The sequence below is a fragment of the Gardnerella sp. KA01001 genome (assembly GCF_049244025.1).
GTDB lineage: Bacteria > Actinomycetota > Actinomycetes > Actinomycetales > Bifidobacteriaceae > Bifidobacterium > Bifidobacterium swidsinskii.
On sequence record NZ_CP058366.1, the window covers coordinates 62915 to 86104 of the forward strand.

Below are 23190 nucleotides of genomic sequence, written 5' to 3' on the forward strand. Positions count from 1 at the left end.
TTTACACATAAAAATTTGTAGTTTGAGGATGTGCAGTGCTCCAAACGCGCGCAACCTACCCTGCATTTGGAGGGTTATCTGTGGTTTATCACTCCAAACGCGAGGAAATTATCTCACATTTGGAGCATTATCTGTTGCACGACGCGCCAAATTGGACAAATTCAAAAATATGATATATAGTGTTTGATTTGTGCGCGAGTCGCGAATGCGTCTCGGGCAACATGCCACTTTAGCTCAGTCGGTAGAGCGTCTCCCTCGTAATGAGAAGGTCGACAGTTCGATTCTGTCAAGTGGCTCTCTGACTCACTCGAGTGTATTAATACTTTTGATTTGTTTTTATTCGCTCGATTGTTTATATGAGTCTATGCGCGAGTGGCGGAATGGTAGACGCGCAGGATTTAGGTTCCTGTGTCTTACGACGTGTGGGTTCAAGTCCCATCTCGCGCACGAAATTTTTCGCTTATTCAGTAATAAATAATGCCTGCAACTCCGGCAAAAGTGCGCGCAAAGCATTACCTCTGTGCGAAATAGCATTCTTTTCTTCTTGAGTCAGCTCTGCACTAGTCAAACCTTTCATTTGCACACCATCGCGAATAGGCTGAAAATCTGGCACAAATAGCGGATCATAGCCGAAACCATTAATTCCGTGCGCCTCGCGCAACAAGTGACCAACCATTTCTCCGACTCGAACAGTCTCAAAGCCGTGAGAATGCGACATAACACTGCCTTCAGGAACCTCACTGCACCCATCCGGAATAGCAAGAGCTGCAGCACAACGAAAACGAGCAGTACGACATTGATCTGGGATATCAGAAAGTTGGCGCAAAAGAAGCTCATTATTAGCTTTATCATCTCCATGCACACCACTCCACCTAGCAGAAAGAATACCAGGGGCAGCACCAAGCACATCAACGATAAGACCCGAATCGTCTGCAATAGCGGGATAACCTGTTCTTGCAGCAACATCACGCGCTTTGAGCAAAGCATTCTGTTCAAAAGTCACGCCAGTTTCCACAGGATCAGGCAAGCCAAGAGAACCTGCAGTTACCAACTCGAAACTGTCTGCAAGTTTCGACAATTGCTCCTCTAAAATTTGCTTGATTTCAACGAGTTTTCCCTCATTATGTGTTGCCACAATAAGCTTCACGCCCGTTCTCCTTCAATCTCTTCTATTTTGCTAAAGCGGCTTTTTGAGCAGCTTGCAATTCGCGATTACCTTTAGTTGCCAAATCAAGTAACGTATTTAATTCGTCGCGATTAAATGGACGATGTTCTGCAGTGCCCTGAATTTCAATGAAAGTACCGGAACCTGTCATAGCTACATTCATATCTGTCATAGCTTGACTGTCCTCAACATAAGGCAAATCCAGCATAGGAGTGCCGTTAATAACGCCTACAGAAACAGCGGAAATAGAATCCTTAATAACATTTGCAGCAGAGCGAATATGACCATTCTTTTCTGCCCAATGAAGCGCATCTACCAAAGCTACATAAGCTCCAGTTACGGAAGCAGTACGAGTTCCACCATCCGCTTGCAACACGTCGCAATCAATTTGAATCTGGCACTCACCCATCGCTTTCATATCGACTACACCGCGCAAGCAGCGACCAATAAGACGACTAATTTCGTGAGTGCGACCACCAATTTTTCCACGCACAGATTCGCGATCAGTTCGCTCAGCTGTTGCTCTAGGAAGCATAGAATATTCGGCAGTTACCCAACCCAAACCGGAATCTCTACGCCAACGAGGCACACCAACCGTAAAAGTTGCGGTGCACATTACGCGCGTATTGCCACACTCAATAAGCACAGAGCCTTCAGGAACATCAGTAAATTTACGTGTTATGTGCACAGGTCGGAGCTCGTCAACATCACGACCGTCAACGCGAATTGGTTTTACAGATTCCAACATATCCTTGATTTGAGTCATACCTCACAAATTTAGCACGTGGCTGTTATCTTCTATTTCATCTTCTTAGCACGCAGCAATTTTGTACTAAAGCTGCTCAGAAAGCTCCATCCACTCATCCTCAAGAGCACTTGCTTCTTGCTCGTTTTTTTGGAGATCTTCGTTAAGAGATTGAAGTCCAACAAAGTCACTTGGGTTATGCGCAGCCATTTGCGCTTCAATTTGCGACTTTTCTTCTTCAAGCTTTGTAAGTTTTCGCTCGATTGCTGAAACTCGCCTTGCAGCATCGTGATAGGCTTTGCCGGTAAGTTTGGGCTCAATTACTGTACTTTCTGAACTTTCTTTAGTTGTAGAATTTGCAGCACTCGAAGCATTCGCAGTACTTGAAGCGCCAACAGTACCAGTAGTACCACTACTATTTTCGTGATCGCGTTGCAGCTTTTCTACAATTTGCAAATACTCATCTACACCGCCTGGAAGGTGACGAATTTTGCCGTCAATAAGCGCAAATTGCTGGTCTGTTACGCGCTCAAGCAAGTAGCGATCGTGCGAAACAACAATCAAAGTGCCAGGCCAAGTATCGAGCAAATCTTCCATAACTGCAAGCATGTCAGTATCGAGATCGTTTCCAGGCTCATCCATAATCAGCACGTTTGGTTCGTTTAGCAAAATCAGCAGCAGCTGCATACGTCGCTTTTGACCGCCCGAAAGATCCGCAATTGGTGTCATAAGCTGCTCGGGCTTAAAACCAAGCCTTTCCATAAGCTGACCTGGGGTCACTTCTTTGCCATCAATAATATAGCTAGGCTTATAGCGACTTAAAACTTCTTTTACTTTATATTTTCCAAGCTTTTCAAGCTCTTCTAGCCGCTGCGAAAGCACGGCAAATTTTACAGTCTTGCCAATATTTACGTGTCCAAGCGTAGGCTTTAGAGATCCGTCAATAATGTTTAATAATGTTGATTTTCCTGCTCCATTCGCACCCACAATTCCAAAACGATCGCCTGGACCTATAAGCCAAGTTGCATCGTCTAAAATCATGCGTCCAGTAATAGTTTTGCGCGATGCAGCTGAAGTTTCTGCAATGTTTTCTACGCTCGTAGCAGTATTTTCCGAAGTATTTTCCGCAGAATTTTCAAGAGAATTTTCTTGATTTTCGTCAACGGCAATAGTAACGCTTCCCACGTGAGTTGGTTGCGCAAAAGCAGATTCTACGATATCGACTTTATTTGATTTTTCTGCATTATCTTCACCTAAAGATGCGTTTTCTGCAATATCCGGATCGATATTTTTTAACTGCTGAGCGTTATCGAAAATTTGCGTAACGTCAATTAAATCAACAACTTGCTTACCAAGACGCGAAGTTGCCATTTTCTTCAATTCAAGAGTGTCTCTTAGCGGCGGCACATCTGCAATAAGCTCGCGCGCTTGCTTTACGTGGAACTTTTGCTTAGTAGAACGCGCACGAGCACCCCTGGAAAGCCAAGCTAACTCTTTTCTCGCCAAATTCCTGCGACGCTCTTCGCGCACATCCGCTTGGCGTTCGCGCTCTACACGTTGCATCATATAAGCGCTGTAACCACCCTCGAAAGGATCAATTACGCCGTCGTGCACTTCCCACATCGAAGTGCAAACCTCGTCCAAGAACCAGCGGTCGTGCGTCACAATCAAAAGCGCACCTTGACCGTCCTGCCAACGGTGAAGAAGATGCTCTGCAAGCCAATGAATCGTCACAACGTCCAAATGATTCGTAGGCTCATCCAAAGCCAAAATATCCCAGTCGTGCAACAATAATCTTGCTAAATCTGCGCGCCTGCGCTGACCTCCAGAAAGCGTTCCAACTTTCGCTTCCAAATTTATGCCGCCAAGAAGCGCTTCTACAATTTCGCGCGAACGCTGATCTGCAGCCCACTCGTAATCTTCGCGATTTTCAAGAGCAGCCTCGCGCACAGTTGCGTTATCGTCCAATGGATCGCGCTGGTCCAACATGCCAAAAGTAAGCCCTCCGCGCTTCGTAACGCGACCAGAATCAGGCTGCATTTTACCGGCAAGTAGTCGAAGTAGCGTTGACTTTCCGTCGCCATTTTTTCCAACAATACCGATTCTGTCACCTTCAAAAACTCCAATAGTAACGTCTTTAAAAATCGTTTTTGTAGCAAATTCTAGCGAAACTCGTTCTAATCCCAAATCATACGTAGGCATAATCCACAAATATAGCTGAACACTTATACGAAAGGATATAGAAGGAATATGGAAAAATGCAATCGCAAATGCGAACGCGAAGCTTAAAAGCGCTTGTGTTGGTAGTAGGACTATAATAATACGTGCTATGAAAACTCAGAACAATCAACAGAATCAACAGAATATGCAGAGCAAACACAATCAAAATAATCAAAACAACTCGCATGTGCAACACAACGAAGATGGAGTTTTGAGATTAGATGGCGGTGAAACACGTCCTGGAGACCCAACACAGGAACTTTTAAACGCTTTAGGCACAACTATTTCGCCGGATCTTTTGGTAGAAGCACTCACCCACCGCTCGTTCTCGCACGAGCATCCTGGCACACGAAATTATGAGCGACTTGAGTTTTTGGGCGATGCTGTGCTTGAGTTAGTTTCTACAGAAACGCTGTTTTCTGCACACCCAGACATGACTGAAGGTCAGCTTGCGAAGATGCGAGCGAAAGCTGTGTCTGAATGGGCGCTTTCTGCTGTTGCGCGCGAAAAGCTGCATGTTGGCGCGTATATTCTTCTCGGTCGCGGAGAAATGGAGCAGGGCGGAAATAATAAAGATTCAATTTTGTGCGATATTGTTGAAGCACTTATTGGTGCAACTTTTGTTGAACATGGAATTGATGAAGCTCGCAGAGTTGTGCATCGTTTGATTGACGACACTTTGGCGGAAGTGCTAACTGAAGGACCAGCTCTCGATTGGAAGACTTCGCTTACTGTCAAAGCTCACGATATGGGTTTGGAAGATCCAGAGTATCGAATGGCTGTTTCTGGGCCAGAATACGCTCCAGTATTTGAAGCTCGCGCGGTTTTGGCACATAAGGATGGCGACGAAGTGTTGGGAGTCGGAAGTGGCTCTAGCAAACGAAAAGCGCAACTCGCAGCCGCCGAAATCGCTTGGCACGCACTCGACGCGCGTAAGTAACTACGAACTTTACCTGATTTGCGAACTTTGTCATCGATACTTCGAATACGATAAGCGACTATCAATCAAAGAACGCTAGCAGTATTGCTCTGCCATCACTACAGCAAAAATAACTACCGCACCACAAAAAAACACTAACTATTTTCTGAGTAGTGAGGGGTGGGTGTTGCTTAAGAGGTACGAATATTAGTGTGGTAGAGATTTGAGATTTTTCGCACTGAGCGCGGCGAACGTCAGAGCCGCAGGCTGCTGATTCGCCAAGCGAAGAAGAAAAATCGAAAAATCTCTGCGATAAGGCACGGTTATTAACGATTAAACACGCAGAGTTTGGGGGATTTCTTTACGAGCGCTAAAAGAGGACTGAGGAAGCAACGTTCTTTTAAAAACAAAGCAGACAGTAAAGTCTTTAACAGCTAGAGCGACGAAGGACGGGACGCGCGAGGAAATAAATCCCCCAAAACTCGCGCCACAACAAGCAAGAGCGGAGCGCTGTCCTCACGGCTAATTGCCGCTCGGCTGAGCTTGCGTGGAAAGTCCACTGGACTTTCCACCTGAGCAAGCTCACGCTCCGACCTGCTTTCGCGAGCACAATGCTGCGCGAAAGCAGGTCGTCGCGCAAGCAACACCCACCCCTCACAGCCACAATACGCAAGAAAAAGAAAAACCCTGCCACCCGTCGATGGCAGGGTTTCTATTAATAAAACCTACTTGGTGTGCTCGGAGCGAATAGCTTCACGATAAACACGACCACGGAAGGTTCCGCAAGATGGGCAAGCCATGTGTGGGAATGCCTGAGAACCGCAGTTCGGGCAAGTCACAGTCTGCACGGCAGACGCCTTCCAATTAGCGCGACGCGAATGCGTATTAGCACGCGAGGTCTTGTACTTAGGCAGTGCCATAATTCTTTCCTCTATTTCGTTCAATCGATTGAGCTTAAGCGTTCTGTATATTACAGCAAGCGCCGTACAAATTACTAATTTACGTGAACTTGAGTGAGATTTAAGCGAAATCTGTTTTGCGCAAAAGCTCGCGCTCTAAGCGCTCGCTACGAAACTCGCGTTGGAAGTCCACTGGACTTCCAACCTAAGCGAGTTTCCGCTCCGAGTTGCCTTCGCGCGCTAAATCGCAGCGCTCAGGCAGGTCGTCGCGCTTTTCATTCTGCTCAAGCTGAGCTTTCAAATCCTCTAAAGCAGCAAAACGAATATCCGTAACGTCATGATGATGATCTGGATGCTCGTTTAAGTTTTCGCCACACTGAGAGCAAAGTCCGCGACAATCCGGCTCGCACAACGGTTGCAACGGCAGCTCACTTACCATCGTGTCGCGAATAAGAGCCTCAATATCCGCAAAATCACCACCCGCAACTAGCGGATACACATTGCCCGACTCGTCATTTTCATCCCAAATTTGCGATTCAGCTTCATCCGCATCGCCACGAGTATTGCGATTATCCGAACGATTAGAACGCGAGTCAGCATATGGAAAGAATACGCACACATCCACTTTCCAATCGCGACGAAGCGGCATCAAGCATCGAGTACATTCTGCATGCACCGGGGCAGTAATACTGCCCTGAAACATTAAGCCGTCAACCACAGCATCAAAATCGCCATCAACCATAACATCACTGCCTGGCTTTACGCCAATAACGTAATCTCCAATACCTTCCGGCGCCGGAAATACGCGATGCAACGACATGCTACTACCAGCGCGCGCAGCCATTTGCGCTACTGGAACCGCCCATGGTGATTGGGATGGATGCGAAGCCATTACTAATTCCTTTCCTCTTCATCATCGTCATACAATGATGAGCTAATGTCATTTTGTACGTGCGCTGCAGCTCGACGACGATCTTCCAACACTCGCTGACCCGCTTGCACATCTTGTTCTAATTTATCTAGCTGCTGCTTTAAGCCTTCCATAACAGTCGCGCAATACTGATCCGCACCTTGCGTAAGCTTGTCTGATTTTGCTTGCGCAGTAGCGAGAATATCGCGAGCTTTCTGTTTTGCTAAAGCCGTTACGTTTTCTTGACCTGCTAAAAATTGAGCACGCTCTTGCGCTTCTTCAATTATTTCTGCAGATTGAGATTGCGCTGAAGAAACAATAGAGCTTGCTTGTGCTTGCGCTGTACGCAAACGTCGCTCTGCTTCTCGCATTAACGCAGAAGCTCGCTCCAATTGCACAGGAAGCATATCTTTCAAACGCGCTAACTGGTCAACGAACTCATCGCGATCAATTTTTACCATTCCTGCAGCAAACAAAACATTCTTGGCTTCCGAAAGAGTTGCTTCCATTGCGTCAATAATGTCGTAAACTGTAGTAAATTCAGCGCGGCTCTTTGAACGCGCTTCATCGCTTATTGTTTCTGCAGCTACTTTTGAAGTTTCAGATTCATTTTCTTCAAAGTCGATAACGCCACCATCTTCTCGCTCTCGTAAATCTGGAAGAGGGAAAGGAGAAAATGATGCTGGCGAAGAAGCTGCTTTGCTATTTTTCTTGTTCTGATTTGCACTATCAACGCCATTATCTCGCACATCTTCCGCAGCAGAAACACTTCCAACTGCCGCAACAGATGACGTTTCTGTATTGTCAGCATCTGCATCAACTAATAGGTCGCCTTCACGCGCACTTCGCACGTCGGAATGTGTTGTATTTACAACGCCGTCTTGAGCATCTTCTTCATCTGCGAGAACCGGATGTAATGGAAGCTTTTGATTGCGATCAACTTGCACTTCACGCTCCATCGTGTCGTCTCCTTCACTAGATAATCCAGAAGTCACGTCAGTAAGTTCATTTTTATTTGTCATCTTCTACTCTCCTGTTCAATTGTTCAGCATAGATGAATTATTATCTACGCCTAATGATTGCTCACTAAAAAGCTTTTTTAATAAGGGTATTACGTTATCTGGAACCATGCCAGTAACATTTCCCCCATGACGAGCAACATCTTTAACCACAGAGCTTGAAACATGCTCAAGCACAGGATCAGCAGGTAGGAAAAGCGTTTCGATACCTGCTAATTTGCGGTTCACTAGTGCCATTCCAAGTTCTGCCTCATAATCACCGTTTTGACGTAAGCCTTTTACGATTACTGTAGCACCAACTTTTGTACAGTAGTCAGTAATCAAACCAGCTGTTGAAGTTACTACTATTTTGCAATCGCGATTGAAGCTATTTTGAGATTGCGGCAAATTATTTATTGCTTCTTGAATAATTTTTACGCGCTCAGATTCAGAAAATAACGGAGTCTTTGCGGCATTTACCGCAACTAGCACATGTACTTCATCAAATAGATGCGTACAACGTTGTATTACGTCTAAATGGCCGGCAGTGACTGGATCATACGAGCCGGGGCACACAGCTATAGTCATGCTTTTAGATTATCACCCATTGCGCTCAGAACAAAAATATATTAAAAAAATAGCGTTACTTTTATCGTTAAAGATAGAAGTAACGCTAATACGCAATATAAACTACTTAAATACGCAGCATAATTACTTAAAAATTAAACTTTCCTAATTCCTCGTATATGCGCTTGCATTCAGGGCAAACTGGGTAGTCATTTGCTTCGTGTCGAGGAATCCACACTTTACCGCATAAAGCTACCACTGGTCGACCAGTTAAGCGCGACTCTTCAATTCTGTCTTTTGACACATAGTGCGCAAAACGATCTGCATTACCACCATCATCTAGACGAGCATCTTCGTCAACTTCTGGACGTTCTAGAACAGAAGTGCTTGTGCCGGAACCAGAATCTGGATCTGCGGATTGCGAACCAGATTCCATAACAGCATCTAACGCATTATCTGCTTCTAAAGATGAAAACATATCGCATCCTTTCGTAACGCATTGTGTAACGAATTTCGTAGCGCACTAAAATTTAATTGAATTTTATTAGCAAAATCAAGCATAAAGCATTATCGCAACAAACGCTCAAAAAAGCTGTCAGAGACGTTAGTCTTTACGCATGAATTATTTACGAATTATTCGCGAAAATTATTTGCGAATCTTATTTAGTTATTTAGTAAAGTTTAGTTTTAAAAAGATTAATTTATAGTACTTTTACAGTACTTGAATTTCTGTTGGTATTGCAGGGTCTCCGCGCATCAAACTTTGCGCAGCCAAAGGCAGTCGCTTCAAAGCAGAAGCGCAATAATCCTGTGCGCGCATAATCGCATCGTGACCCATAAACTGTTCGTCAGCTTCACCGTCGACCATGTAATCAACTAGCAGATTTTCCCACGAATCCTTAGGCTTAAACTGAGCGAGCGCAACTTCCGAACCAGAAATCACGCGTTCGCAATCAGCTACACCGCAAGAATCGTTGCTGTAATCGTATGAACGATACGCCAACTTACGTCCAGGCACAGTCGCTTTATTCTTAGAACGCTTAGCAACAGGTTGCATTACACCATCTGCTCCCTCGCGCTCAGTAAGCTTATAAACCATTGCGCAAGTTGGAGCACCGGAGCCGGTTACAAGCATTGTGCCGATGCCGTAAGAATCCACAGGCGCATTTTGTAAGGAAGCAAGAGCATACTCGTCCAAATCATTAGTAACTGTAATCTTTGTGTTTTTAGCACCCAACTCGTCGAGCTGATTTCTTACGCGACGAGCCAAAGCGCACAAATCTCCAGAATCAATACGAATTCCACCAAGATCAGGGCCTGCAACTTCCACAGCTGTCTTTACAGCTTCCTCAATATTATAAGTGTCAACAAGAAGCGTAGTGCCTTTGCCAAGAGCGGCAATTTGAGAAGTGAAAGCGTCACGCTCAGTGTCGTGAACAAGAGTAAAGCAGTGAGCTGCGGTTCCGATTGCCTTCAATCCGTAAAGTTTTGCAGCAAGCAAGTTTGCGGTTCCCTTAAAACCGCCAATAACCGCTGCGCGAGATGCAGCAACTGCAGAATATTCGTTTGTGCGACGGCCGCCCATATCCATGCAAGGACGACCTGCGGAGGCTGAAACCATACGTGCTGCGGCAGAGGCAACCGCGCAATCGTAATTAAGCACAGAAAGAAGCACAGTTTCAAGCAAAGTGCACTCACCAAAAGTACCTTCTACCTGCAAAATTGGCGAATTCGGGAAGAACATCTCCCCCTCGCGATAACCGGAAATTTTACCGTGGAATCGGAAATTTTCCAGCCATTCAATGGTTTCTGCGCTAACAATTTTACGATCACTTAAGAAACGCAAATCATCTTCCGAAAGATGGAATTTTTGCAGCTCTTCCAAAATGCGACCCATGCCGGCAACGACTCCGTAACGACGACCTTGAGGCAAGTGGCGCGTAAAAATTTCAAAAACGCACTTGCGATTTGCAGTGCCGTCCTTAAGAGCAGCGTCAAGCATAGTGTATTCATACATGTCCGTCATAAGAGCAGATGAAATCTCAGCCATGATATTCCTTTCGTAACGAACAAAATAAAAACAGCTAGGTAATAGACAGGTAATAGATATGAATCTAATTGGATTACTAAAGCTAAATCTAAAACCAAATCGCAATAATTGTATCGCTAACTAAAGAGCCGACGCACGAAATACAACTTCTCAAAGTCACTCTGAGTATAAAGAAGCATTTATAATAGCAATTATGCTTAATAAGAGTTTGAACGAAGAGACTGCAAAAGTTACTAAAGCCGCAGAAAACCTGCACTTATACAACACGGCTTCACATTCAACGAACACTTTCGTACCTAAAAAGCATGGTCAAGTAGGCATGTACGTGTGCGGCGCAACAGTGCAAAGTTCTCCGCATATTGGTCATATTCGCGCAGCGATTGCATTCGATATAATCCGTCGCTGGATGCTGCGTTTAGGATACAAAGTCGCGTTTGTTAGAAACGTCACAGATATTGACGACAAAATTATGAAAAAAGCCAACGAATCAGGGCAAAATTGGTGGGAACGAGCATATATTTACGAGCGCGAATTTACAAAATCCTACAATACTTTAGGAGTGCTTGCGCCAACAGTTGAGCCGCGCGCAACAGGTCATATTACAGACATGGTTGAGCTGATTGAACGCTTAATCGAACGCGGTCACGCATATGTTATTAAAGACAATGACGGAAATCCTACTGGAAATGTCTATTTTGACGTGCCAAGTTGGGAGCATTACGGCGAATTAACGCACCAAAATCAGAACCAAAATGAAACTTGCGCAGATGAAGCCGCAGCTATCGCAGACGCGAAAGGTCCAAGCGTAGACGCTGCCGAAAACGATATTTACAATCCAACAGATCCTGCAGACACTTCACCAGACAAACACGATCCTAGGGATTTCGCACTTTGGAAAGCACCTTGCGATTTCGATCAGCCGGATGCACGCTGGAAAACTCCTTTTGGCGAGGGACGCCCTGGTTGGCATATTGAATGCTCTGCTATGAGCCATCGTTATCTTGGAAATGATTTCGATATTCACGGAGGCGGCCTGGATTTGCGTTTCCCTCACCACGAAAACGAAATGGCACAAACGCGTGCTGCTGGATGGGAAAGCGCCAATGTGTGGATGCATTCAGCATGGGTTACCGCCAAAGGTGAAAAAATGTCAAAATCGTTGGGAAATGGTCTTTCCGTACCAGTAGTTTTGGCAAATAATTCGGCTTGGGTTGTGCGATATGCTTTGGGAGCAGTGCAATATCGCGCAATGTTGGAGTGGTCTGACCAAGCTTTGGTGGAGTCAAAATCGGCTTATGATCGCATTATGAACTTCCTCGAGAGAGCTGACAGATTGCTTGACAAGAAGCCAACTTGCGAAGAAGTGCGCTCTGTTAACGCAGACGAGCTTCCGGAAGATTTCACTCGCGCTATGAACGATGACATTAACGTTTCTGGCGCAATCGCAGAAATATTTACTACAATTCGTCAAGGAAATACTCTTATTGACGACTGCAGCAAAGATTCTTCACAAGCACAAAGCGAAAGCGTACAAAAGCTCATATATCTCGCTGTTTTGCAAGTGCGAGCTATGTTAGATACTTTGGGCTTGGATCCTTACGCACAAACGTGGGCTTCGAACGATAATCAATCGCCTGCAGAAGGCTCAAACGGCAAGGAAAACAAAGAACACTCAGCTTTGGACTCTTTAATTACTTTGCAACTTAAAGCTAGAGCAGATGCTAGAAAAGCAAAGGATTTTGCTACTGCAGATGCTATTCGCGACGCGTTAAATAACGCAGGAATTGTAATTGTCGATACTTCGCAAGAATCATCTTGGCATTTGCAATAAACGAAAGTAACGCAAAAGCAAAAGAAAACGCGAAAGTATTAATTAGCAAATCAAGTTAGCAATTGCACTAAAGTTACGTTAGCAACAACAGGTAGAATGGAAAACTATGGCAGCATTTAGTTCGTTAACAGACCGCCTTTCCAATGCTTTTAAGCATTTGCGCAGCAAAGGCAAGCTATCAGAATCCGATATTGACGGCACAATTCGCGAGATTCGCCGCGCACTTCTCGACGCAGACGTTGCGTTGGAAGTAGTCCGCTCATTCACTGCTCGAATTCGCGAGCGCGCTCTTGGTGAGGAAGTTTCGCACGCTTTAAACCCAGCTCAGCAAGTTGTGAAAATTGTAAACGACGAGCTTACGCAAGTATTGGGCGCAGGTGTAGATAGGCAGCTTAATTTTGCGAAGTATCCTCCAACTGTAATTATGCTTGCAGGTTTGCAAGGTGCGGGTAAAACTACGCTTGCTGGAAAGCTAGGCTACTGGCTGAAGGATGCAGGCCATACTCCTTTGCTTGTAGCAGCAGATTTGCAACGACCTAATGCAGTCACGCAGCTGCAAGTTGTTGGCGAGCGCGCAGGAGTTCCTGTATTTGCTCCAGAAAAGGGCGTACAAACAGGCGGAAGTGCGATTTCTTTGCCATGGTTCACTAAAGGCGACCCGGTTAAGGTTGCGCGCGATTCTATTAATTATGCGCGCGAAAAAATGTATGACACTGTGATTATTGATACCGCAGGTCGTTTGGGTGTTGACGAAGAGCTCATGAAGCAGGCACGCAATATTCGCGATGCCGTGCAACCGCAAGAAGTGCTGTTTGTTATTGACGCAATGATTGGTCAAGATGCTGTTCGCACTGCTCAAGCTTTTAACGATGGCGTAAACTTTACCGGCGTTGTGCTTTCTAAGCTTGATGGCGACGCTCGAGGCGGTGCTGCACTTTCGGTTGCAAGCGTTACTGGAAAACCGATTTTGTTTGCCTCTACAGGTGAAGGTTTGAAGGATTTTGAAATCTTCCATCCTGATCGAATGGCTTCACGCATACTCGATATGGGCGATATTTTGACGCTTATTGAGCACGCACAGAAGCAGTTCGACGAAGAAGAATCACGCAAGGCTGCTGCAAAAATAGCTGAAGGCAGCTTTGGTTTGGATGATTTTTTGGAGCAGCTTCAGCAAGTTCGTAAGCTTGGCTCAATGAAGAAGCTTTTGGGTATGATGCCTGGAATGGCTGCCCACCGTCAAGAGCTTGAGCAGTTTGACGATAAGGAAATTGACCGCACTGAGGCGATTATTCGCTCTATGACTCCTCAAGAGCGTAGAAATACAAAGATTATTGACGGATCTCGCCGCGCGAGAATTGCTGCCGGATCAGGTGTGAGCGTTTCGCAAGTTAATGCACTTTTGCAACGTTTCGAACAGGCTGCAAAAATGATGAAGCGAATGAGCGGTGGAGCTGGAATGCCTGGCATGGGCGGCATTCCTGGATTCGGTGGAGCCGGCAGTAAGTCGAAGCGCAAAGACAAGAAAGGCAAGAAGAAGGTCGGAAAGTCCGGAAATCCAATGCGCAGGGAAGCTGAAGAGCGCGCGTTGCGTGAGCGTCTTTCTGGCGAATCTACTAGCGACGATGTTGCAGGTTCTGCTTTTGCAAAGCCACAGCAACCAAATCTTCAGAATCTTCCTGAAGGACTTAAGGAACTTATGAATTCCGAAGACGCAAATCAAGATAATCAACTGCCACCTAACTTTGGCGGCGGATTAGCTGGCTTATTCGGTCGATGATTTTAGTATTGGCGTTTTTGTGGGTTATATTTGTGCCGCTTCTTTTGTGGCAGCTGATGCGTTGGCTGCCAGCAGGTGCGGATAAATATAACCCACTTCCGTATGTTATTGCGTTGCTTCCACTTGCAACTTACGTTGTGGGAGCACTGTTTTTGTGTAATTTTGGCGCTTTTTTGCTGTATACATGCTGCGCAGAGAAAGTAACGAAATCGCTTAATTTAGCACAATCTTACGCGAAATCTTACGGATATTTATGCGTTGCTTACGCTGCGCTATTTTTGATTTCGCTTAAGTCGCATACGCCGTACTGGTTTGAAAGATTGCGTAGGTTGCACGAAAGCAAATCGTCGCGCAAAAGCTGCAAGGAACGGCATCAAGAAATACGCGTGATGACTCTTAACTGCAGATACGGAAAAGCGAGTGCATCCGAAATAATAGAAATAACGAAAAAATATCACGTAAATACGTTACTTTTACAAGAATTAAGCGAGTCTTTAGTAAAAAATCTTGAAAAACTTGGAATATACGAAATTTTTCCAACTTCGTGCGTAGGTGCGCAAAGTGAGCATAATAACGGCGGATTCAACGCTATTTTTACGCAATATTCCGCGATTTCTACTTGCAATAATTCCGTAAAAATTGAAGCTGCAAGCGTACCAAGCGTTACAACTTGCTTAGATTTTGGTGCAAATGAAAAAGTTTTGGTGAAATTTGCTTCTGCACATCCAAAGTCACCGATGCGTGGGTGTGCTGCTTGGAGTAATGGAATTCGCGCACTTGCGACTATTGATTCTACTACTGATTCTTTCGCCGATTGCACTAACGAATGCGCTGACGAATCTACTTCGAAAACTTGCGATTTAGCAACTCTTACTATTGTTACTGGCGATCTTAATTCCACAGTCGACCACCCAAGCTTTCGCTCGCTTTTGAAATACGGATTTACAGACGTTGCGCTTTCGCTTGGAAAGCGTCTACGCACATGGCCTACATGGCTTAAGTGGCCAAATCTTACACTTGACCATGTGCTATTTTGCGCAAAAAACTGTAAATCTAACGCACTATGGCAAAAGAATGTAGTTGTCGACGGCACTGATCACTTAGCATACATCGCAGCAATCGACCTACAATCACTAGATAAAAACGTCCAAGCGCGCAGGCATAATAGATAAGTTATTCGCGTGAATCGGCGCCCTCTTCCCGACCACGTGAGGAACATGTGGAAGCTCGCAAGGAGTGCCCCACACCCGAACGAAATTCCACGACTCTAGTTATAAGGAGAGCCATTTTGGCAACCAAGATTCGTCTTAAGCGATTGGGCAAGAAGTTCTATGCCTTCTACCGTGTAGTCATTTCTGATTCACGCAACAAGCGCAACGGTCAGTCCATCGAAGAGATCGGCGTTTACGATCCAAACAAGCAGCCATCTATGATTCAGATTGATTCTGAGCGCGCACAGTACTGGCTTGGCGTTGGCGCACAGCCAACCGAACCAGTGTTGAAACTCTTGAAGATCACTGGTGACTGGCAGAAGTTCAAGGGTCTCGACGGTGCCGAAGGCACGTTGAAGACTTCTGAAGCTGGTCCAGACGCACAGGCTCGCGTTGAAGCTGTTGAAGCTGAAGCTCAGAAGCTGAAGGCCGCTAAGTCTGAAGCCGCTGCTAAGGCTCAGGCTGCAGCTGAAGCCGCTGCAAACGAAGCCGAAGAAGCCCCAGCTGAAGCTGCGGAAGCTGCCGAAGCCGAGGAAAAGGCTGAGTAATCATGCTGGCTCAAGCTGTTGAACATCTCATTAAGAACATCGTGGATTTTCCAGATGACGTGTCGGTACGTTCTCACGAAAATGCTCGCGGCGAATTGCTTCGAGTACGCGTGAATCCTGAAGATATTGGTCGCGTTATTGGACGCAATGGTCGTACCGCTAATGCAATTCGCATTGTTGTGCAAGCTTTGAGCAACCACAATGTGCGCGTTGACATTATGGACGTACGTAAGTGAGATGAACGTGGCATTAGACCAACAATCTTTTGACAACCCTCAGCAAAGTCGTAATGACCTGCTGAGGGTTTGTCGTATCGGTAAAGCCCAAGGTTTAAAAGGCGAAGTTACTGTACAAATTTTTACAGATGAGCCTTACGAACGTTTTGAGCCAGGAAATGTATTGTGCACTGCAGACGGCGAGCGCGAGTTCGTTATTGAGAACGCAAGAACATTCAAAAATCGTTGGATTTTACTATTCGAAGAATCACAAAATCGCAACGATGCGGAAGCACTTAATGGCACTGAATTGTATGTACATGCGGAAGATGCGCAAGAACTTGCTGCCGAAAATGCTTGGTATATTAAGGATTTAGTCGGTTTACAAGCGCGCTTGTGCGAAGAAAATCAGCTTGGGCTGCCGGCTTGCACTATTGGAAAAGTTGTGGATGTGCTCGACGGTGCGCAATCTTTGCTAAAAATCCGCTTGAATAATCCGATTGACGACGATAATAAGACTGCGCTTGTGCCATTTGTTGAGGCACTTGTGCCGGAAGTTGACGTTGCAAACGGGTATTTGACTATTGATCCTCCGGGCGGTCTAATTCCGGGGCTTTCGTAGTTTTCATAGTTTTATCAGTTTTCGTAGTAGAGTGCCTTATGATGGACATCGATATTATTTCCGTATTCCCAGAATATTTTCGCATGCTAGACCTAAGTTTGTTAGGCAAAGCGCAAAATAATGGCTTGTTGCAAATTCGCGCATACAATTTACGCAAATGGACTCACGATGTACATCAATCGGTTGATGACACGCCGGTTGGCGGTGGCGCCGGCATGGTTATGAAGCCTGAAGTTTGGGCGGAATGCTTAGACGAGCTGCTTAACTTGCCAAAATCTGAAGTAAAAAATACGTGCGATACGTGCGATAGTTGCGAAGAAGCAAAAATCGCGACTAATAAAATAGACTCAACTAAACCAATTCTTATATTCCCGAACCCTTCTGCCCCACTATTTACGCAAAAAGACGCAACGGAATTAAGCAACGCAAATCATTTGGTATTTGGATGCGGCAGATACGAAGGCTACGACGCTAGGATTCCAGAATATTACCGCGCGCAAGGAATTGACGTACGCGAGTATTCAATTGGCGATTACGTGCTAAATGGCGGAGAAGTTGCAGTAAGCGTTATGCTTGAGGCAATTACACGCTTAATCCCTGGGTTTATGGGAAATCCTGAGTCGATTGTTGAAGAGTCGTACACAGGATCGGACGCACTCTTGGAACACCATCAATACACGCGTCCAACTACTTGGCGAGGTATAAGCGTTCCGGAAATACTCACTTCCGGAAATCACGCCAAAGTTGATCGTTTTCGTCGAGATGAAGCTATATCTCGCACAAGCGAAATTCGACCTGATTTGATTGAAAAATTGGACTGCCACAAGATAGATAAAGCGGATCGAAAAACGCTTATGTCGCTCGGATGGGAAGTTTCTGGCGATCATCCGCGCAAAAACTCGCGCTAGCAGCAAAAGCCGGAAATACTCCGGCAACAGTATTGCTATGCTAGCGTTAATTACTTGTTGATTAGAGAACACTAACATTATTGCTGCCGCACGCACAACACAAAATCTCTCCACCATAACACCACCACCTGTTTAGTACGCTAACTTCAATGTACTAATATTCGTGTGGTAGAGATTTGAGATTTTTCGCACTGAGCGCGGCGAACGTCAGAGCCGCAGGCTGCTGATTCGCCAAGCGAAGAAGAAAAATCGAAAAATCTCTGCGATAGACACGGTTATTAACGATTAAACACGCAAAGTTTGGGGGATTTCTTTACGAGCACTAAAAGAGGACTGGGCGCATTGACTTGCCGGAGCGCTTAAAGCGTAGCGCGCGGAGGCACTTCAATGCGGAAACTCGCTTAAGTTGGAAGTCCAGTGGACTTCCAACTTAAGCGAGTTTCGCAAGCGAGCGTAATAAAACGCGAGCGTATCGTTAAAAAACGTTTAAGAATAAAGCGCCCGAAGGAACGCTCGCGCGGTCTAGGTGCGCTCGCTACTGAGCTTGCGTTGAAAGCACACCGTGCTTTCAACTTGAGCAAGCTCACGCTCCGAGTTGCTTTCACGCGCGCAATGCTGTGTGAAAGCAGGTCGTAGCGCATGCGAGGAAAGAAATCCCCCGAAACTCGCGCCACATCCTGAGTACAAAAACAGATTGTAACGAAGCCGAATCAGATCAATCGCGCTTAGGCTGAATGAACAGCACGGAAGTTTCTCCGTAATTACGCGTATCAAACAGCTCCCAGCCCTCAGGCATAGTCGGCAAAACACTTCGCGCGCTACGCTCCAACACAATCAACGTATCCGCAGAAACGCTCGCAACTCCGCTCGCAATCATCGAAGTCAATAAACTTTCGCAATCCGCAGTTTCGTAAGCATAAGGCGGATCAATAAAAATCAAGTCAAACGCTTCCCCACTATAATCCGCAACGAACTGCTCCGCGCGCTTTCGAAGAACCCTCATAGAAAGCGCAGAATCCCAAACCTTTGAACTCTGCAACGCTTTCGACGTACGAAGTATCAGCGCAGCCGCTTGCGAATTTGCTTCAACAGAAACAAGCTCACGCGCGCCACGAGATAGCGCCTCAACTCCTAACGCACCTGTGCCGGCGAATAAATCAAGAACGCGAGCATTGTGCATAACATCCCACGAATCGAGCCTAGAAAATATCGCTTCTTTCGTGCGATCTGTAGTAGGTCTTGTACACGACTGCGCTGAAGTAAGCGGCAAAGATTTAAAACGTCCAGCAATAATGTGCATTCTTCTAGCTTATCCTCCCCCTCCCGACAGTCATTGTTACTCAATGCGATTTTGTGATTATTTAGTATTGTCTATGAGTTTTAAACACATTTGTTGGAGAATTTACTGGCATTTGTTTTCGGTTTCGATACTCGCTTTACAGCTGTGTAAAGCGAGTGTCGCACGTAGAAAGCAAAAAGCGGCAAAGCATAGGAAATCCTAGCTTTACCGCTTAATTTTATTCACTTAAGATTACGCAAACTCACGCGTCAATCTTACTTATTTACTTCTTCAGGATTCGGGATTAAGAAGGAGCAAGCAAACGCAAGCGCAAGCAACACAATGCCCGCAACCATCGAAGCCATGTATCCGCCTGTTGCACCATTAGTTCCTGCAACATTCGTCATCACAGCGTACAGGATTGCGAAGCTTAAGCCAGCACCCAAGTTAAAAGCACCAGCGTTCATGCCTGGCAAGTATCCTGGATTATCCTTTGGAGAAAGCACAATACCAAGTCCGTTAAGCATAATGTTTGCAACACCTGCGTAGCTTACGCCCAAAGCCAGCGAAAGCGCAACCAAAGACCACACCGATGGATTATTAGCAACATACATACCAAACACAACGCCAATCACACTGACAATAATGCCAGCACGAAGTACCAAACGGTAACCAAACTTGGCAGCCAGCATACCAGCCACAGGCCCAAACAAGAAGCCAATAATTGCGTAAGGCGTCAACGTTGCAAAGCTCACCACGTCAGCACCCAAGCCAGCACCAAACTTAGCATCCTGAGCAAGCTGCGGCACTACACCATTCATCAAAGCAAAAACGCCAGTCATGGTAAGCAGCGTGCAAGAAAGCAAGCCCCACGTGCGACGCTGCTTCATGTAATGCGTCGAAACCAAAGGAGCAGCAATCTTTCCTTCAATTCTCCAGAAAATCGCGAAGAAGATTACAGCCACTACCACAAGGCCTGCAACCATAGTCAAGTTAGCATTTGCAAGCTTATCAATTTCATTAATAGCAAGATATGCTGCAAGGAACGCAATACCAAGCGTCACAACGCCCAACCAATCCATCTTTGAAGTTTCCTCCGCATAAGATTCTTCAGCAGCAACAATCACCATAATCACTGCCGCTACAGCAATACCTGCCATAGTCCAGAACACCGAACGGAAACCAAACTTTCCAGCAAGCCAACCGCCAAGCAACGCATCAACGCCAGCAATACCACCGTTTACAGATGTCAAAATTGCCATTAGCTTTGCGTAACGCTTTTCTTCAGTTACGCGCACGCGAAGCATAATCAAGCACATCGGCACTACAGGACCAGAAGCACCCTGCAAAATACGTCCAAGCATCAAAATATTCACATCTGGAGCAAGCGCAGACACTACGCAGCCCGCAATCGTTGAAATCAAAATGCCAATAAGCACCTTCTTACGACCGACTAAATCAGATAAACGCGGCAAAAACAGTGAGAATAAAGCAGCAGCAGTAAAGAACACTGTTTGAGTTAAGCCGATTTGCGTATCGGTTGCGTGAAGCTCTTTTGTCATTGTTGCTAATGCTGGAGAAAGCATTGAAGCGTTGAGCTGGAAAGCAAAAATAGCAACGAGTAGCGCCGTCATTAGCGCAACAATTGATCGCCCACCCTTGTCTAGCATGGAAGGCGTTGGAGATGAAACTTCAGTCATAATAGCCTCATATCAAATTTCGTATAAATTTTATTTTTGCGCAACTTTACCGCTTTATTTTCTTTCGGTAAATTTGCAGTATTGTTGCGCAAAATATCGTGAATAATTCTAGTACAAATCAGCCGATACGCTTCAGCGCGTCAATAATCAAATCCCAGAATTTATCGAAATCAAGTTTGGTTGCAACTTGCGTATGGCATTCTTCTGCGGATGGTTCTGGTCCGCGCAAATCTGCAACGGTCATACCAACTGTTAATTCGCCCTTAATTTCAACGTCTACAGGGCAGCGACGAGTAGCCACCACACTGTGGTCAATCAAATAAGCAATCGTGCAAGGATCATGAACTGGCGGATCAATAAAGTCTTGATTATCCTTATACGCTTTACGGAAGAAGTCCATCAAACCGCTAGCAAACGCAGAAAGAGGCGTGCCAATAGCATTAATCTTTGCTTGCACTTCAGGAGTGCAAAGTGCCTGATGCGTCAAATCAAGGCCGACCATAGTAATAGGCCAATCCTCATTAAACACAACATGCGCAGATTCTGGATCAACCTTAATATTAAACTCAGCAACCGCGCTCCAATTACCAACGTGATATCCGCCGCCCATGAGCACAACTTCCTTCACACGTCTCACGATTCGTGGCTCAAGGCGCACTGCCATAGCAATATTGGTGAGCGGACCAGTTGGCACAAGCGTAATCGTGCCAGGTTCGTTGCTCATAATCGTATCAATAATCCAATTTACAGCGTGGCCTTCGTCCAATGGTCGCGTTGGTTCTGGAAGCGTTACGCCGTCTAAGCCACTTTCGCCGTGCACGGAAGCCGCAACTTCCAGAGGGCGGACCATTGGTCGGTCGCAGCCTGCGTGAACTGGAATGTGAGTTGCACGAGCCATTTCGAGAGTTGCACGCGCATTATACGTGACTTTTTCGAGACTTTGGTTGCCGCCAACTGTAGTTACGCCGAGCAACTCAATATTTGGGTTACCAAGTGCCAACAGAATAGCCATGGCGTCATCATGACCAGGATCGCAATCTAGGATGATTGAAGTCATCATTACTCCTTCGTAGATAACTAACTTCTTGTTAATAACTTACGTAAATAGTTTTCAGTTATTTTTGCTATTACGTTTGCTACTAACTGCTGTTAATTTATGCGTAAATTGCTCTATGATCCATGCCCGTACGCCACTACGCATTTCGCTGCACATACGCTTCATTGCATCATACAACACTAATTACCTAACATTTGTTTATATAACTAAACAAATGACTAATAACAAGTATAGCAGACCTAGGATTGTATGCAAGAAAAATTTACAAGATTAATTCGTAAATTAAATAAAAGAAATAAAATCAGCGCAAAAAGCACTAATTAAATGCGCTCATGAATATTCGTCATGCGTTGAGAAATAAGTTCTGGATTAAACAACTCATGTACAGGCTGCATAGATTCAGTATTCAAAGCTGCAGCAGCAACCGCAAATCTGCCAGTTTTTGAAGAATCAAATTCGTTATATCGCGCGTAAATAAGCGCCGCAGTAGCAGCATCGCTAGAACCGTTGTCGTTGCCGACTGCTTCAACACCAACATTGCTATTTCCGCGAGTTAGCATCATTCTCTGGATGCGCTTAACTGGGACAGGATAGAACGACACTCCCTCATCTGCAACACCATAAGCAACTCCTGCGCGACCGGCATTTACAAATACACGTTTTACTCCACGCTTGAGAAGCACATTCGCACAGCGAATTGCAGAACGCTCGTCAACAGCATTAACGCCAGTTAAAGCCTGCGATTCAGCAGTATCTAAAATAAGAGTGTCAATACGAGACAATCTAGAAAGCACTCGAGGAGCTTTTGCATCCGTAATTGCACGAACAATAATAGGACGGCGATAACGGTCACATAGCCACTCAATTGACTTTTGCGGAATATTAGTATCCAACACCAAAATATCAGCATTTTCAATAATGGACATGCGCTCACGCAAAAAATCAGGAGTCATGTGGTCGTAAATACTCATATCGTCTAAAGCAAGCAAACGCTGACCAGAAGCGTCACCAACATACATGTACGAAGCAGTCATCGACTCAGGAAGTTGCTTCGCATAACCAATATCTAAACCGTTTGCAGCAGCATCAATGCGGAAAAGCTCTCCGTTGTGATCGCCACCGTAGACAGAAACCATGCTTGTGCGAATATTAAGACGTTCCAACGCGACTGCAATATTCCTTCCAACACCGCCTAGCATATAGCGCACACGGGAAGCATTAGACGTGTAATCCATCAAATCTCCGCAAGCAATGCCAAGAACATCCATGCTAATTCCGCCAACAACAGTCACATAACTTGGAGGAGTAACAATATATCCCTTACCTCGTAAATATCCTTTGCGAATTAAATTGGAAATATGAGCAGCCACACCTGAACGAGTAATTCCTGCGAGATTTGCAAGTTCCTGTTGGCTAATCATCGGGTTTTGTTGAATCCAAGTCAAGATTTGTTGTTCGCGTTCGGTCATTGTCGCCTCATCTCTATTGTGATTACAAATGATGCCTACTATCTAGGATATTCACAATTCTCATAATATGCACGTAAATTTATGTAATTTTGTTGTTTTT

The 23190-nt window shown here is 45.4% G+C and carries 21 protein-coding genes and 2 tRNA genes; 10 read left to right on the top strand and 13 right to left on the bottom strand.

The features are described from left to right. The first annotated feature begins 223 nt into the window (after positions 1-223). Positions 224-296, top strand: a tRNA-Thr gene (locus tag HXT59_RS00275). A gap of 70 nt (positions 297-366) precedes the next feature. Further along, positions 367-447 (top strand) — tRNA-Leu (locus HXT59_RS00280). 13 nt (positions 448-460) lie between these two features. Here HXT59_RS00280 and HXT59_RS00285 read toward each other — a convergent pair. From HXT59_RS00285 to HXT59_RS00295, 3 genes are all read right to left on the bottom strand, one after another. Next, positions 461-1147: a non-canonical purine NTP pyrophosphatase gene (locus tag HXT59_RS00285; RefSeq protein WP_012913874.1), complete on the bottom strand. Its 687-nt coding sequence runs from the start codon at positions 1145-1147 to the stop codon at positions 461-463. 22 nt (positions 1148-1169) lie between these two features. Further along, a complete protein-coding gene (rph, locus tag HXT59_RS00290; protein WP_012913873.1) occupies positions 1170-1931 on the bottom strand; it encodes a ribonuclease PH in 762 nt (253 codons plus the stop codon). 66 nt (positions 1932-1997) lie between these two features. Beyond that, entirely contained in the window at positions 1998-4112 is a 2115-nt protein-coding gene (locus HXT59_RS00295) for an ABC-F family ATP-binding cassette domain-containing protein (RefSeq protein WP_410310212.1), read from the bottom strand. A gap of 127 nt (positions 4113-4239) precedes the next feature. On the opposite strand from HXT59_RS00295, the gene rnc reads away from it, so the two are divergent. Continuing rightward, entirely contained in the window at positions 4240-5070 is an 831-nt protein-coding gene (gene rnc, locus HXT59_RS00300) for a ribonuclease III (RefSeq protein ID WP_285089465.1), read from the top strand. A gap of 704 nt (positions 5071-5774) precedes the next feature. Here rnc and rpmF read toward each other — a convergent pair. The 6 genes from rpmF to HXT59_RS00330 all read right to left on the bottom strand — a co-directional run bounded on the left by rpmF (position 5775) and on the right by HXT59_RS00330 (position 10473). Beyond that, a complete protein-coding gene (rpmF, locus tag HXT59_RS00305) occupies positions 5775-5969 on the bottom strand; it encodes a 50S ribosomal protein L32 (protein WP_004574042.1) in 195 nt (64 codons plus the stop codon). A 184-nt stretch (positions 5970-6153) separates the two neighbouring features. Next, positions 6154-6840: a YceD family protein gene (locus HXT59_RS00310; protein ID WP_004110281.1), complete on the bottom strand. Its 687-nt coding sequence runs from the start codon at positions 6838-6840 to the stop codon at positions 6154-6156. Positions 6841-6842: 2 nt separating this feature from the next. Continuing rightward, the gene (locus tag HXT59_RS00315) at positions 6843-7880 is read right to left on the bottom strand and encodes a hypothetical protein (protein WP_004110279.1); all 1038 of its coding nucleotides are present in this window, start codon (positions 7878-7880) and stop codon (positions 6843-6845) included. A gap of 15 nt (positions 7881-7895) precedes the next feature. Next, a complete protein-coding gene (gene coaD / locus HXT59_RS00320) occupies positions 7896-8444 on the bottom strand; it encodes a pantetheine-phosphate adenylyltransferase (protein ID WP_012913867.1) in 549 nt (182 codons plus the stop codon). Positions 8445-8571: 127 nt separating this feature from the next. Next, positions 8572-8901, bottom strand: coding sequence for a DUF3039 domain-containing protein (locus HXT59_RS00325; protein ID WP_004110275.1), 330 nt, complete (start codon positions 8899-8901; stop codon positions 8572-8574). A gap of 234 nt (positions 8902-9135) precedes the next feature. Further along, entirely contained in the window at positions 9136-10473 is a 1338-nt protein-coding gene (locus HXT59_RS00330; RefSeq protein WP_004110271.1) for a nicotinate phosphoribosyltransferase, read from the bottom strand. Between the two features lie 193 nt (positions 10474-10666). Between HXT59_RS00330 and cysS the strand changes: the two genes are divergently transcribed. The 7 genes from cysS to trmD all read left to right on the top strand — a co-directional run bounded on the left by cysS (position 10667) and on the right by trmD (position 17585). Then, positions 10667-12304 (top strand): cysteine--tRNA ligase, encoded by a 1638-nt coding sequence (cysS, locus tag HXT59_RS00335; RefSeq protein ID WP_421783891.1) that lies wholly within the window; start codon positions 10667-10669, stop codon positions 12302-12304. Between the two features lie 106 nt (positions 12305-12410). Next, positions 12411-14081 carry a signal recognition particle protein gene (gene ffh, locus HXT59_RS00340; protein ID WP_004110266.1) on the top strand — a complete coding sequence of 557 codons (1671 nt, stop codon included), beginning with the start codon at positions 12411-12413 and terminating at the stop codon, positions 14079-14081. Continuing rightward, positions 14078-15253 (top strand): endonuclease/exonuclease/phosphatase family protein, encoded by a 1176-nt coding sequence (locus tag HXT59_RS00345; RefSeq protein ID WP_102703369.1) that lies wholly within the window; start codon positions 14078-14080, stop codon positions 15251-15253. Before ffh ends, HXT59_RS00345 begins: the two co-directional genes overlap by 4 nt. Positions 15254-15369: 116 nt before the next feature. Beyond that, positions 15370-15840, top strand: coding sequence for a 30S ribosomal protein S16 (rpsP, locus tag HXT59_RS00350; RefSeq protein WP_033888579.1), 471 nt, complete (start codon positions 15370-15372; stop codon positions 15838-15840). A gap of 2 nt (positions 15841-15842) precedes the next feature. After that, positions 15843-16076: an RNA-binding protein gene (locus HXT59_RS00355; protein ID WP_004105376.1), complete on the top strand. Its 234-nt coding sequence runs from the start codon at positions 15843-15845 to the stop codon at positions 16074-16076. 1 nt (position 16077) lies between these two features. Then, positions 16078-16677, top strand: coding sequence for a ribosome maturation factor RimM (gene rimM / locus HXT59_RS00360; protein ID WP_012913861.1), 600 nt, complete (start codon positions 16078-16080; stop codon positions 16675-16677). 41 nt (positions 16678-16718) lie between these two features. Next, complete coding sequence (trmD, locus tag HXT59_RS00365; RefSeq protein ID WP_012913860.1) at positions 16719-17585, top strand: tRNA (guanosine(37)-N1)-methyltransferase TrmD; 867 nt, start codon at positions 16719-16721, stop codon at positions 17583-17585. A 715-nt stretch (positions 17586-18300) separates the two neighbouring features. On the opposite strand, the gene rsmD is transcribed toward trmD, so the two are convergent. From rsmD to HXT59_RS00385, 4 genes are all read right to left on the bottom strand, one after another. Beyond that, the gene (gene rsmD / locus HXT59_RS00370) at positions 18301-18885 is read right to left on the bottom strand and encodes a 16S rRNA (guanine(966)-N(2))-methyltransferase RsmD (protein ID WP_012913858.1); all 585 of its coding nucleotides are present in this window, start codon (positions 18883-18885) and stop codon (positions 18301-18303) included. Positions 18886-19139: 254 nt separating this feature from the next. Then, positions 19140-20564: an MFS transporter gene (locus tag HXT59_RS00375; protein ID WP_004110247.1), complete on the bottom strand. Its 1425-nt coding sequence runs from the start codon at positions 20562-20564 to the stop codon at positions 19140-19142. 118 nt (positions 20565-20682) lie between these two features. After that, entirely contained in the window at positions 20683-21621 is a 939-nt protein-coding gene (locus HXT59_RS00380; RefSeq protein WP_033888576.1) for a nucleoside hydrolase, read from the bottom strand. Positions 21622-21941: 320 nt separating this feature from the next. Next, complete coding sequence (locus tag HXT59_RS00385; protein ID WP_421783893.1) at positions 21942-23090, bottom strand: PfkB family carbohydrate kinase; 1149 nt, start codon at positions 23088-23090, stop codon at positions 21942-21944. Positions 23091-23190: the final 100 nt, after the last annotated feature.